Raw genomic sequence first — 13,612 nt, forward strand, 5'->3', positions numbered from 1 at the left:
TGTAGAGGATAAACAAGCAGAAGATAAAGCCAGCATTTTGTCATCAGATACTGTATTAGTACCCCAAATTAAAGAGGAAATTCGACAGATAGCATCTCCAATGGATGCTGCTTTAGAGGGACGCAATCGACAAAATCCCTTGAGACCAGATTGGGAAGAGGTCAAAGATGAGGTGATGCTTCAGGCCCTTCGAATGAAATTTAGTCAGAATCCAGACATTGCTAAAGAATTGATGGCGACAGGAGATGCCATCCTCATCGAACATACGCGAAACGACGCTTACTGGTCTGATGGGGGAGATGGCTCTGGGAAAAACAAGCTAGGCCTTCTCCTAATGCAAGTGCGGGAAGAGTTGAAAAACGCTAACCTGTAATCTCTCCTCTAGCTATTCCACCTATTTCATGCTAGAATAAAGAAAAACACATTTGGAGGCATTATGAATCAGACAGTGACTTATTTGCAGGAATTGACAGCCATTCCTTCACCGACCGGTTTTACACGGGAGATCGCAGACTATTTGGTCAAAACCATTGAAGGCTTTGGGTATGAGGTAACTCGGACTGCTAAGGGAGGCGTGAATGTGACCGTGCCTGGTGTAATCACAGACAAGCAACGCTATGTCACAGCCCATGTGGATACCTTGGGGGCTATTGTCCGCGCTGTGAAAGCAGATGGCCGCCTCAAGCTAGACCGTATCGGTGGTTTCCCTTGGAATATGATTGAAGGGGAAAATTGTACAGTCCATGTAGCCAATACAGGAAAGACCCATTCGGGGACAATTTTGGTCCATCAGACTTCTTGCCACGTCTACAAGGATGCGGGAACTGTCGAGCGGACTCAGGACAATATGGAAGTCCGTCTGGATGAAAAAGTGACCAATGAAAAAGAAACCCGTGCCCTTGGCATTGAAGTGGGTGACTTTGTCAGCTTTGATCCCCGGACCATTGTGACAGATACTGGCTTTATCAAATCTCGCCACTTAGATGACAAGGTGAGTGCGGCGATTCTCTTGAATCTTCTGCGCGTGTACAAGGAAGAGAAGATCCAATTGCCAGTAACGACCACCTTTGCCTTTTCAGTCTTTGAAGAAGTGGGGCATGGGGCTAATTCAAGTATTCCGGCTGAAGTAGTCGAATACTTGGCAGTGGACATGGGAGCTATGGGAGACGACCAAGCGACGGATGAATACACGGTATCCATCTGTGTCAAAGACGCTTCAGGACCGTATCACTACGAGTTCCGTCAGCATTTGGTAGCCTTGGCAAAAGCCCAAGAAATCCCTTATAAGTTGGACATCTATCCTTTCTATGGATCAGATGCCTCTGCAGCCATGAGCGCAGGAGCAGAAGTGAAACACGCTCTTCTCGGGGCAGGGATCGAATCTAGCCACTCATATGAGCGGACCCACTTGGATTCTGTAGTCGCAACAGAGCGCATGGTCGATGCCTACCTCAAGAGCGAATTAGTAGATTAAAAATAACAACTATATTACGTAGTGGTTTAGACTGAAGAGAGAGTTGTTTTAGAAACTTTCCTTAGGTGAGTACGGACGTCAGCGAACTTCTACGAAGTTCCATGACTTAGTTTTGAACCTAAAGTTTCAAAACTCCCGAGTGCCTGAAACAAATGTGTTTCAGGCACCTATCTCACAGCGGAAAGTTTCGTTATACTTTTGTTTGGGTCTAAAATCAATTATTTCAATTATTATAAATCGCTATGTCACTTGATTTTAAAAGGATTTGATTCTATTCAGAACTACTCTCCGGAGTAGTTTTTTAAAAGACTAAAATTTTCTGAAAATTCCTTTTCTTCTGAAAATCTTTGTGGTATAATCTTAAAATAAACTTAAAATTTCTTAAGGAGTTTTACATGAAAAAAAGAAATGTCATTGCACTTGCGGGAGTTGCCCTCCTTTCAGCAGGTATCCTAGCAGCTTGTTCTGGAGGTTCTAAATCATCTAGCTCAAGCAACGGCCAAAAATTCTCATATGTCTATGAGACTGAGCCAGAAAACCTAAACTATATCACATCTGGTAAAGCAGCAACCCACGATATCACTGGAAACTTGATTGATGGTTTGTTTGAAAATGACAAATACGGTAACTTGATTCCATCTCTTGCAAAAGACTGGACAGTTTCGCAAGATGGCTTGACTTATACTTATAAACTTCGTGATGATGCTAAATGGTATGATTCAGAAGGCGAAGAGTATGCGGATGTAACAGCTAAAGATTTCGTCACAGGGATCAAATATGCGGCTGATAACAAATCAGAAATGCTCTACATCATCCAAGATTCTATCAAAGGCTTGAATGACTACGTCAGTGGTAAAAATAAAGATTTCTCAGCTGTAGGAGTAAAAGCAGTTGATGATCATACCCTTCAAATCACTTTGAACCAACCAGAATCTTACTGGAACTCTAAATTGACTCTTGGGATCACTTTCCCTGTCAACGAAAAATTCGTGAAATCAAAAGGGGATAAATTCGCTCAAGCAAGTGATACTAGCTCTCTTCTTTACAATGGTCCTTACATCTTGAAGAGCTTTACTTCAAAATCTTCTATCGAAATGACCAAGAATGAAAACTACTGGGATAAAGACAAGGTCTACATCTCAGATGTTAAATTGGAATTCTACGATGGACAAGACCAAAGTAAATTGGCCAAATCATTCGGAGAAAATGCTCTTAGCTTGGCCAAACTCTTCCCAACTGGATCTGGTTATTCAGAGCAAGCCAAAGAATTCAAAGACGAAATCACCTACACTCCTCAAGATGCTGCTTCTTATGTCATTGGTACCAACATCGACCGTCAATCTTACAAACACACAGCTAAGAAGACCGACGAAGAAAAACAATCTACTAAGAAAGCCCTCTTGAACAAGGACTTCCGTCAATCGATCAGCTTTGCCTTCAACCGTGAAGCTTATGCTGCTCAATTGAACGGAAAAGACGGAGCAAGCAAGATCATCCGTAACCTCTACATTCCACCAACATTTGTCCAAGCTGATGGTAAGACCTTCGGTGAAATGGTGAAAACACAATTGGATACCTACGGAGATGAGTGGAAATCTACTAAACTAGATGATGGTCAAAACGGTCTCTTCGATGCGAAGAAAGCGAAGGAAGAGTTTGCAAAAGCGAAGACCGCCTTGGAAGCAGAAGGTGTGAAATTCCCAATTCACATCGATATGCCTGTAGACCAAACGACTCCATCAAGAGTTCAACGGGTGCAATCTTTCAAACAATCAGTTGAAGAAGCGCTTGGTAAAGAAAATGTCGTTATCGATATCCAAATGCTTTCGAAAGAAGACCTTCAAAATGTGACCCTCTTTGCGCCAAATGCGGCTGGCGAAGACTGGGATCTCTCTGATAATGTTGGATGGAGCCCTGACTACCAAGACCCATCAACTTACATGGATATTTTGAAAGCTTCATCTGGTGAAAATACTAAGACTTTCCTTGGATTTGACCCAAGTGAAAACAATGAAGCAGCTAAAAAAGTTGGTCTGTACGACTTTGAAAAGATGATCAAAGATGCTGGTGCTGAAACACAAGACGTCAACAAACGCTATGAAAAATATGCGGCTGCGCAAGCTTGGTTGACTGATAGCGCCCTTGTTATGCCAACTTCTTCATCAACGGGACGTCCATTCTTGACACGTATCGAACCATTCTCAGCTCCATTTGCATGGACTGGTGGTAAAGGAAAAGACCACGTGATCTACAAAGGAATGAAACTCCAAGACAAAGCTGTGACAACTGCTGACTACAACAAAGCCCTTGAAAAATGGCAAAAAGAACAAGCAGAGTCAAACAAAAAAGCACAAGAAGATCTTAAGAAACACGTTAAATAAGAATCGATAACCGAGGCTGATGCCTCGGTTTTTTTGTGGGATCATTTGAATATCTATTTGATATAAAAACGCTTACATAGTATAATAGGAGTGTTGATTACAAAAAGTGAGGAGATTGACATGAAAAAGAAAACAATGGTTTCCATTGTCGCATCGAGCTTACTGATCGCGCCGATGGTCTTGCATCAAGTAGTAGCAGCAGACGAGCAAACGGAAGAGTTAGCCCCATCGACAGAAGTGGTCCATGCTCCATCTACTGAAGCAAGACCGACAACAAGTGACGCAAGTACTGCCACTAGTGAAGAAGCTGCAAGCTCGAATGTGGCATCGCTGGATCGGACGGCAGGTGCCAATCAAGTAGCCCCTGCACCAGAAGAACACACAAGACAAAGTGAGTCCTCTGTCCCAGTAGCAAGTCCAGCAGCAACAAACAGGGAAGCTGGACCTCAATCCGCTCCTACTTCAGAAGCTCCGGCAACAAGTCAGGATTTGGCAAAGGTCACAGGTAGCACCCTTGCAGCGGATCAGGCCTCTAAAGAGTTGACAGTCCAAGATGCTGTTAATGGCTTGCTTCAATGGGCAGCAACAGATCCTAGTCAATTGGGTCAAAGCCAAGCAGATCGCGAACGCTTTGCCAAGAGTTTAGGCTTGATTGAAAAATCAGAAGATCTGACTCGTAAGGTTAGTCAGCCAGAATTGGCCAAGATGTATGAAACAGCTAAGAAACTCTACGATGCCTACCGGGCTGAAAAGAAAAGTCCGCTCTTTTTAAATGGTCGTGCCCAGCCGATTTTCCCTTATACGACGGGAGAAAAAGCAGACCAAGACTACAAATATGAAGACAGCCAAATTGTACGCTTCCCTGTCTATGTCGAAACGGACTACGACACCGACGCAGATGGCAAGCCTGACTTAGTCAAAGCCATTGTTCAACTACCAAAAGCAGTAGCGCAAGGTGATTTTAAGGCAGCCACTATTCTGGAAGCGCGCCCTTACGTAGCGGGGACGCTTGATGAAAACTACGTGACCCTCGAAAGTTTGGGGCTTCCAACGGACGGTAGCTATGACATGAAGAAACTGCACAGCCAACCTGCAAAGAGACAGCCAGTAAGCAGTGAAACAACAGTAGAAGCAGCCAAAAAAGCCAAGGCATCGGATTGGTATTACTACAGTCCCTACGAGTATATCTATGACTACGAAGATCTGAACTGGTACGACTATTTCTTGGTCAGAGGCTATGCCTTTATCTCGAGTGCGGGACTTGGTACCAAGGGATCAGAAGGATTTAACACCACAGGTTCTGATCTCGAAATCAATGCCTTCAAGAATATCATCGAGTGGGTCAATGGCAAACGCAAGGCCTACACCGATAAGACTAGCAATGTTGAAATCAAGGCAGACTGGGCAACAGGCAATGTCGCTATGACCGGTCTCTCCTGGGCTGGAACCACGACCTTTGGTGTGGCAGCGACAGGCGTAGAAGGCCTAAAGACCATCGTTCCAGCAGCAGGGATTGCCTCTTGGTATGATTATTTCAATAGCCAAGGAACCCAGTTTGGCAATGCGCCTTATAGTGATCTTTCATGGCTCTCCCTCTACGTTAGCACGCGGATGTTGGACCAAGACGACTGGGCAGGGATTTGGCAAAACTATTCCAACTACATCAACCAATTGAACAAGGACCAGTACGCCCATGATCGTAACTACAGTGATGTCTGGAAGGAGCGGGATTATACCCTTCATCCGGAAAATCTCAAGACCAGCGCCCTGATCGTCCATGGCTTGAATGATGACAATGTCAAGACCAAGCACTTTGAACTTATGTACGATGCCCTCAAGAAAGCAGGACAAGATGTCAAGCTCTATCTTCACCAAGGAGATCACGTCTACCCAGCGGCTATGTCAAGGGGATACGGCATCACCGCCAAGGGCCAAGATTTCTATGACCTGCTCAATACCTGGCTGACCCATTACCTCTATGGAGTGGACAATCATGTCGAAAGCCTGCCAGCAGTTCTAGCTCAAAACAACTATGACCCAAGCAAGTGGACCACTTACGACAACTGGAAGAGTAACCAACGTCTCTTCTTGAATGCAAGCTCGAAACGGCTAGAAGAAACTATTTCTAGTGATTATGGGGCTGCTGGTGTCGAGATCGCTAACCGTAATGAAACAGTCAGCAAAGCCTCCTCTAAGGCCAATCTGACCTTCGTTTCTGATGTTACTGAGGACACTACGATCAAGGGTCACATCCCCGTTCATTTCAAGGCAGCTCTTGCCAAAGGTCAAGGAAAGAATTTCCAAATCAACGCCCTCTTGGTAGACGTGGCAGATGAGGACTTTGACGTGGTGGGAAATGGTAGCGTCAAGCAAGATAAAACAGCTGACGCTTTCTGGATGGGAAGCAATTTAAGCAACCTATCTGTTGCCGAATACGAAACCATTAAGACCAAGTACAAGGTGATTGCAAAAGGCTGGATCAACCTTGCGAACCCTGAGTCTGGCTACGATTCAGCAAGCTCTCGCGCAAGCATCGAGCCAAAGGTTGGGGAATACCACGATTACACCGTTTATCTCCAACCAAATCTCTATACGGTTAAGAAAGGTCACAAGTTAGCGCTTGTTTTCAACACCTATGACCCATCTGATTTAACGGTGGAGCATCCCTATGAAGTAACCTTTAAGACAGATTCTATCCAGGCTGCGATTCCAATTGTCGAAAAGACCCGCGCCCAAAAGGCAGCCTATGTACCAAGTGCAACAGATACTGACTATTCGAAATTGCCAGAAATAGAAGGAGCTGCTCTAGTCGCTCCAGAAGTGCACTACAAGGAAGAATATACGCTTCCAACCCCAGAACATCATGTCCAACCAAGCCAAGATTTTTCTGAAAAGGTCATTGAGATGAAGACCGCATCAGCTGCCCAAGAGCACCCTCACCTTGCTCTAGCTGTATCCTATGGAACTCAATTTGTTTCACAAGGATTGGCAGAAGATCCTCAAGCTGCAACTCTTGTAGTCGGAGGAGAGAAAGCGGACCCTACGCTTCCTCAAACAGGGAGCAAAGACCATTCTCTGGGTCTCTTAGGGGTGATCAGCCTTACAGCTTCTAGTCTCATCTTTTGGCGCAAAAAGAGAGAAGATGTCTAAGGAGTCCCCGTAGCAAATATTTCTAAAATGGCATCATTTAGTGTAAAATAAAAGTAGAAATGCAGAATCAGTAGTCACTACTGAAAAAGGAGGAAATATGGCACACGTAATCACAGATGCAACTTTTGAACAAGAAACCAGCCAAGGCCTTGTCTTGATTGACTTTTGGGCAACTTGGTGCGGTCCATGCCGCATGCAAGCTCCAATCTTGGATCAGTTGGCAGAAGAAGTACATGAAGATGATTTGAAAATCTGTAAGATGGATGTCGATGAAAATCCAAATACAGCACGTCAATTCGGTATCATGTCGATCCCAACTCTTCTCTTTAAAAAGGATGGACAAGTTGTCAAACAAGTGGCTGGAGTTCATACGAAAGCCCAATTGAAAGAAATCATTGCAGAATTGAGCTAAAAAGAAGGGAGTGGGAAAGAACTCCGACTAGTTAAAAAGAGTTCGTTTTCCCACCCCCGCAAAGTTGATTAGGTTATCTTCGGAGCTTAATAAGCGAACGAAGATACCAATCAACCACTGCGTCATACAGTTATTTCTATCAAACATCGAAGGCTGGATAATTTTTTCCAGCTTTTTTTTGATGCTCTTTATTTCTTTCAAATAGACGCGATACCCATTGACAGCGTTTTCTTATAGTGCTAAAATGAAGCTGTATTTCCTATAAAATTTTTACAGGAAAAAATTCTCCTAGGAAAATGTAGATCCTAGGAGAAAATCATATATAAAGGTTATTGGCCCTCTGTATCTTGGGCTACCCAGACACTGACGGAGCGTTCTGCCACTGGGAATTCGGCAGTACCGTCTTCTTGGACTTGGACGGTTTCGCTACAATTTTCTAGGACATCATAGTAGGTGAGGCCTGCGTAGGATGAGCCGATCTCCATGACTTTTGTAGCAGCTTGGTTATTCGAAACTAAGCAGGCGATTGGTGCTGATTCTTCTGTACCTGAATGTGTCCAACCGATGCAATTAGGATCATCGAAGTAGTCCGTTTGTTCCCCATAGGCCAGATCTTTACGAACCCATAAGAGGCGATCGAGGACCTCTTGGAAACTTTCTTGCGCAAATTTGCCATCGATCCCGTAGTAGTCTCCATAGAAGACACAAGGCAAACCAGCTTCACGAAGTAAGATCAAGGCATAGGCTGCAGGCTTAAACCATTCTTGGATCGTAGATTCCAAGGCTTGCCCTCGCTGGGTATCATGGTTGTCCACAAAGGTCACGGCCTGTTCAGGATGATTGAGCGCTAGTGTTCCATCAAAAATAGTTCGAAGGTCGAAATTTTCACCCTCTTGACTAGCTCTGAAGAGATTTTGGTGGAGGGCCACATCGATCAAGTCGTATAGGTAGTCAATGCTTTCCAAGTACTCATCGTTGGTTTCTGTGTCGCCATTCCAAAATTCACCAAAGACGTAGAAATCTTCACCATATTTTTTGGTAATATTGTGGATGAAATTCTTCATAAAGAAGGAGTCAATGTGTTTGACTGCGTCCAGACGGAATCCCTCAACCCCTGTCGTTTCGATAAACCATTCAGCCCATTGATCGAGATTTTCTACAACCTCGGGATGTTTGAAATCGATATCGGCGTACATGAGGTAATCGTAGTTTCCGTTTTCCTTGTCAACCAGATCTCCATGAGCCCAACCTTTGTTGTCCCCTTGGATTTGGTAGATCCCATTCTTATTACGTGAAGCATCGTAGTCCGTACCGGTAAAGTGGTACCAATGCCAGCGGAAGTCATTATAGGCGCCATTTCGGCCATCAAAGGTGAATTTGGTCCATCCTTGAATGGTGAAGGGTTCAGTGAGAACCTTGTTTCGATCCATAGGATCGACCTCAACGACCTCGAATTCCTCTAAGCCATCAGCAGCAGCCTTATGGTTGAGCACGACATCGGCCATTGGTTGAATCCCTGCATCTTTGAGGGCTTGAATGGCTTGAAGATAATCATCTTTGAAGCCATATTTGGTGCGAACCGTTCCTTTTTGATCGAACTCGCCCAAATCAAAGAGGTCATAGACTCCGTACCCAACGTCATTGTTAGAAGTAGCTTTAAAAGCAGGCGGCATCCAGACTTTACGAATACCCAAGTCTGCTAAGTGTTGCGCATCTTCAGCAAGACGCGTCCAGTGGTTCCCATCAGCAGGTAAATACCACTCAAAATATTGCATTAAGGTTTGATTTTCCATCGTTATTTCTTCTTTCATGTGAATGTCCTTATTTTACCAAAAATAGTTGGATGCGACAAACGTTTGCGCTGGAAGCAAGCCCTTTCTAGAAAAGAAATCGCATACATGAAAGAAATAAAGTGAGAATATAAAAAGTAGCATTTTATTTACGTAGAAATATCAGTCTGATACATATATTTCTATTCATTTTATAGTTTGATCATAACAAAGGAGGATTGGTTTGAAAGTGAAAACCACCAATAGAGAGAGCATCGAAACGATTTTTACTGAAGCCTTGGCAATCCCAAGCTTTACCAACACGGAGACCGAGCAAGGGATCGAAGCCTACCTGGATCAACGGATTGCCCAGATCCCTTATTTCAAGGAACATCCGGACCACTTTGGGCGCTATCAGGTGCCACAGGATCACTTGCATCGGTCGGTCAATTGGGCCTTGGTCGATAAGGGCAAGAAAAAAACAGTTATCCTTTTCCACCACCATGATACAGTCGATTTAGAAGACTATGGAAGCTTGTCGGAGATCGCACTCGATTCTGATAAAGTTGCAGAAGCCTTGAAAACACTGGATAGACGCCCAGATATGCAGGAAGATTTAGCTTCTGGGGAGTGGAAATTTGGCAGAGGGTCTTGCGATATGAAAGCAGCCCTAGCCCTTCAATTGGGGGTTCTAGAAGCCTATGCAGCAGATCCTACAGAAGGTCAGGTCAATCTGCTCTATCTCTCTGTTGGAGACGAGGAATCTTATTCACGTGGGATGCGGGGAGCTTTGGGCCTCCTCACAGATTTGCAGGAAAAGTTTGATCTGAATTATGTATTAGCAGTGGATTCAGAACCCTTTGAATCAGAGGTAGGAAAAGAAAAGGTCCTTCACATCGGCACAGTTGGTAAACTCATGCCAGTCGTTGTGGCACAAGGCGTTTTGTCTCATATGAAGGAGCCCCTCAAAGGGATCAATGCCTTGTCCCTCTTAGTAGCCATCGCAAGTCAGCTAGATCTTCATCCCGATCTGGCTGATCAGGCCTTGGGAGAAACGTCTCCTCTTCCTTCTTGGTCCTATCTCAGAGATTTGAAGGAGCAGTACGATGTATCGACCGTACTTTATGCGGCTGGTTATTTCAGTGTATTGCATTTGAAGAAAACACCCCAAGAACTCTTGCAACGAATCTATGAGCTTAGTCAGGAGGCCTTGGACGCCTTTTACAAGAAGTACGAGCACTTGCAGGATCAGGCTGGCCAAGACCATATTATTGCAAGGCCAAGAGTCATCACCTATCAAGAACTAGAGGAACGTTGCCAAGCCTTAGAGGGCTACCAAGACTATAGAGAAGCTTCTAATAAAAAAGCGGAGCAAGATTTTCGTAATGGGACCAGCTACCAGAGCCTTGCGATTCAGCAAATCCAGCGACTCCTTGAGTTTCTCGGAGATAAGGATCCTATGGTGGTCATCGGTTTTGCGCCCCCATATTATCCTTCCATGAATTGTCGCTTTTTAGACAATACCGATTTCAATATTGTGTCCCTCATCACTGATTACCGCGAGTATCTGGACACAAGAGGTTACCTCTTAAAAGTCGAAGAATACTTTATGGGGATTAACGACACCAGTTATTGTGCCTTGGAAAAGGATGTGGCCTCTTATCAAGTCGTCCTAGATAGCCTAGCCACACCAGCCCAGGTCTATGATCTGGATCTGGAAAAAATTGCTCACATTCAGGTTCCAGCGGTCAATCTAGGCCCTTGGGGCAAAGAATTGCATAAGCGAGGAGAGCGGGTCTACAAAGAAGACTTCTTGGAGACCATTCCAAACTATCTGCTAGAATTGCTCTACCATTTCGATGATCGCTTATCAACAGAATAAGAAAAACGGTCCCAATGAGGATCAATTAGGGAGTTAACATGATTACATTTCACGGAGTTACCAAAGATTACGATGGGCACATTGCCCTCAACCACTTGGATCTGACCATCGAAGATGGACAAATTGTCGGCTTGATTGGTCACAACGGAGCTGGAAAGTCAACGACGATTAAGAGCCTGGTCAGTGTCATCACCCCAACCACTGGATCAATTGAAGTGGATGGTCAGGACCTCTATAGCCATCGACTGGCGATCAAAAAGAAGATCGGTTATGTGGCAGATTCGCCAGATCTTTTCTTGTGTCTCACAGCCAATGAATTCTGGGAGTTGGTTGCGACCTCTTATGATATGAGTCAGAAAGACTGTGACCAACGTTTAGAGGAGCTTCTTAGGATCTTTGATTTTCAGAGCCACCGCTATGAAGTGATTGAATCCTTTTCACATGGGATGCGCCAGAAGGTCTTCGTCATTGTAGCCCTCTTGTCAGATCCAGATATCTGGGTCTTGGACGAACCGATGACCGGTTTGGATCCACAAGCTTCTTACGATTTAAAACAAATGATGCGCCAGCATGCGGATCGCGGCAAGACGGTTATTTTCTCTACTCACGTCTTAGAAGTGGCCGAACAACTCTGTGATAAAATCGCCATTCTCAAAAAGGGAAATCTCATTTTCTATGGGACGATCGAGGAATTAAAGGGCCAGCACCCCGAACAAAGTCTGGAAAGTATCTATCTCAGTCTAGCGGGTCGGAAGGAAGAAGGTGGCGATCATGCGTCTTAAGATTATCCAGCAACTGGTCAATGTCAATATCATCTATGCCAGTCAGCCCGCTCAGATCGCAAAATTACGTGCCAAACAGGCCAAAAAACCGGACGTCAAACTCAATGTTGCCCGTAAATCGGTGCTCAACTATCTCTTTTTAGGCCTGGTCTATTTCCTCATATTTGGCTTGCTCTTTAGTATCTATGATTTTGTGAACCAACCAGCCTTCTTTGTCAATATGGTCGCCCTCTTTTCCTTGATGACCATTTCTCAAGGCTTTATGAGTTTTTACAATGTCTTTTATGAAAGCAAGGACCTGCAGTTTTACCGGCCCTATGCCTTCTCAGATGCGGAAGTCATTGCTGGAAAGAGTATCTCGGTCATCCTGACCCTCCTCATGGCTATCCTTCCCTTGGTCAGCTATTTTCTGATCCTGCCTGTGCAAGCAGGCGGCTTCAATCCGTTAGGGATCCTGCTAGGCCTTTTTTGTGCCTTAATTCTCTTAGGCGTTCTCTTTTTAGCGACGATATTACTAGCTCATTTGATCACCAAGACCTTGTTTTTCAAAAAACACACGACCCTGGTCTCCAACATCATGGTCGGAATTGGTTCTCTTCTGAGTCTAGGAGCTTATCTCTATCTGAATCTAGTTCAGACCCATCGGGTAGAAGTGACGGGTGGCGCAGAGATTCCCATTCTATTTCCACCTTTTACGGCCTTTCATCAGTTCATCCTCCATCCTTTTGATGGAGAAGCGATCCTTGGCCTTCTGGGCTGGATCCTGGTCCTTCTGGTCTTGATTGGCCTGGTTCGCAAAATCGTGATCCCGCAGTTCTATGATGCAGCCCTTGCAGTTGCGACCAACCAAACCGTTAAGGAACGCGTGAGAGTGCTCCATGTGGGTCAGAAAGACTCCTTTAGACGATTTGTCATTCAGTATCATCGCAGACTCTTGAGCGATGGAACCCTTATGGTGCAAGTCCTCTTGATGATGAGCATTCTGCCTTATATTTTCCTCCTCAGTGGAGCAGCAGGAGCATCGAAAAATATAGGAGGACTCAGTCCTTACTTGACGCCCCAGTATCTGGTGCCACTGACCCTTGTTGCCATCTTGATTGGTGTTTTCAATAGTTTTGGAGGCTTGACCAGTATCGGTATTTCGCTAGAGCGCGAAAACTTTGAGTACTTGAGATCCCTCCCTATTGATTTCAAACGCTATCTCTTTATGAAGTTTTGGTTGCTCTATCTGGTGCAATCCATCCTTCCTGTCATTCTTCTAGTTGGCGTTTGTCTCTATTTTGGCGTCCATCCCTTAGCTATCCTAGCCATGTTGCTGATCTGGGTTGTAACCACTATTCCGATCTGCATTCGAGACTATGTCAAAGATTTTCAGAACTTTAGCACCAATTGGACCAATATCACAGAGTTGATGACCCGTCATCGTGGGAATGCAGTTCTTCAGTCTATTCTCTTGATTGTCTTTCTCTTTGTGATGTTTCTCTTGATCATTGTCAGCTTCATTTGGACCTATCATTCCGTCAGCACCCTGCTGGCTGTGATCCTTTATAGTATCATACTGCTAATTGGAGCAGGGATCAGCTATACCATCTACCGCAAAAAAATCCGTACCCTCTACCAAGAGATCGGAGAATAAAAAGAGAGAGTGGGACAGAAATCGGTAATTCGTTAGAATTCGATTTCGTCGTCCCACCTCCGCACAGTTGAGTAGGGCTGTAAAGCTGATGAAATCAGCGTAGTAGAGCCCACTCAACCACTGCGT

At 44.7% G+C, this 13,612-nt stretch carries 9 protein-coding genes; 8 read left to right on the forward strand and 1 reads right to left on the reverse strand.

Going from position 1 to position 13,612, the window contains the following annotated elements; genetic code table 11:
- The 5 genes from HMPREF2926_RS08060 to trxA all read left to right on the forward strand — a co-directional run.
- Positions 1-373: NADAR family protein (locus HMPREF2926_RS08060; protein WP_141751788.1), on the forward strand; the 373-nt coding region annotated here is incomplete at its 5' end.
- Between the two features lie 63 nt (positions 374-436).
- Positions 437-1,474 (forward strand): M42 family metallopeptidase, encoded by a 1,038-nt coding sequence (locus HMPREF2926_RS08065; RefSeq protein ID WP_049498220.1) that lies wholly within the window; start codon positions 437-439, stop codon positions 1,472-1,474.
- Positions 1,475-1,869: 395 nt separating this feature from the next.
- Complete coding sequence (locus HMPREF2926_RS08070; protein ID WP_049498221.1) at positions 1,870-3,855, forward strand: peptide ABC transporter substrate-binding protein; 1,986 nt, start codon at positions 1,870-1,872, stop codon at positions 3,853-3,855.
- A gap of 120 nt (positions 3,856-3,975) precedes the next feature.
- Positions 3,976-7,005 (forward strand): CocE/NonD family hydrolase, encoded by a 3,030-nt coding sequence (locus HMPREF2926_RS08075; RefSeq protein ID WP_070587251.1) that lies wholly within the window; start codon positions 3,976-3,978, stop codon positions 7,003-7,005.
- Between the two features lie 97 nt (positions 7,006-7,102).
- Positions 7,103-7,417 carry a thioredoxin gene (gene trxA, locus HMPREF2926_RS08080; RefSeq protein WP_003002728.1) on the forward strand — a complete coding sequence of 105 codons (315 nt, stop codon included), beginning with the start codon at positions 7,103-7,105 and terminating at the stop codon, positions 7,415-7,417.
- 329 nt (positions 7,418-7,746) lie between these two features.
- Here trxA and HMPREF2926_RS08085 read toward each other — a convergent pair whose 3' ends face one another.
- Positions 7,747-9,228: an alpha-amylase gene (locus HMPREF2926_RS08085; RefSeq protein WP_083307940.1), complete on the reverse strand. Its 1,482-nt coding sequence runs from the start codon at positions 9,226-9,228 to the stop codon at positions 7,747-7,749.
- Positions 9,229-9,436: 208 nt separating this feature from the next.
- Between HMPREF2926_RS08085 and HMPREF2926_RS08090 the strand changes: the two genes are divergently transcribed.
- From HMPREF2926_RS08090 to HMPREF2926_RS08100, 3 genes are read left to right on the forward strand one after another with little or no spacing between them, the layout of a single operon-like run.
- A complete protein-coding gene (locus tag HMPREF2926_RS08090) occupies positions 9,437-11,068 on the forward strand; it encodes a M20/M25/M40 family metallo-hydrolase (protein WP_070587419.1) in 1,632 nt (543 codons plus the stop codon).
- A gap of 38 nt (positions 11,069-11,106) precedes the next feature.
- Complete coding sequence (locus HMPREF2926_RS08095; RefSeq protein WP_070587255.1) at positions 11,107-11,850, forward strand: ABC transporter ATP-binding protein; 744 nt, start codon at positions 11,107-11,109, stop codon at positions 11,848-11,850.
- Positions 11,840-13,486 carry a hypothetical protein gene (locus HMPREF2926_RS08100; protein WP_049498225.1) on the forward strand — a complete coding sequence of 549 codons (1,647 nt, stop codon included), beginning with the start codon at positions 11,840-11,842 and terminating at the stop codon, positions 13,484-13,486. Before HMPREF2926_RS08095 ends, HMPREF2926_RS08100 begins: the two co-directional genes overlap by 11 nt.
- Positions 13,487-13,612: the final 126 nt, after the last annotated feature.

The sequence above is a fragment of the Streptococcus sp. HMSC078D09 genome (assembly GCF_001813675.1).
Lineage (GTDB): Bacteria > Bacillota > Bacilli > Lactobacillales > Streptococcaceae > Streptococcus.

Coding starts and splice junctions, on each gene's coding strand:
- HMPREF2926_RS08070 (WP_049498221.1), top strand. CDS start 1,870: ATGAAAAAAAGAAATGTCATTGCACTTGCGGGAGTTGCCCTCCTTTCA.
- HMPREF2926_RS08100 (WP_049498225.1), top strand. CDS start 11,840: ATGCGTCTTAAGATTATCCAGCAACTGGTCAATGTCAATATCATCTAT.
- HMPREF2926_RS08095 (WP_070587255.1), top strand. CDS start 11,107: ATGATTACATTTCACGGAGTTACCAAAGATTACGATGGGCACATTGCC.
- HMPREF2926_RS08075 (WP_070587251.1), top strand. CDS start 3,976: ATGAAAAAGAAAACAATGGTTTCCATTGTCGCATCGAGCTTACTGATC.
- HMPREF2926_RS08065 (WP_049498220.1), top strand. CDS start 437: ATGAATCAGACAGTGACTTATTTGCAGGAATTGACAGCCATTCCTTCA.
- HMPREF2926_RS08085 (WP_083307940.1), bottom strand. CDS start 9,228: ATGAAAGAAGAAATAACGATGGAAAATCAAACCTTAATGCAATATTTT.
- trxA (WP_003002728.1), top strand. CDS start 7,103: ATGGCACACGTAATCACAGATGCAACTTTTGAACAAGAAACCAGCCAA.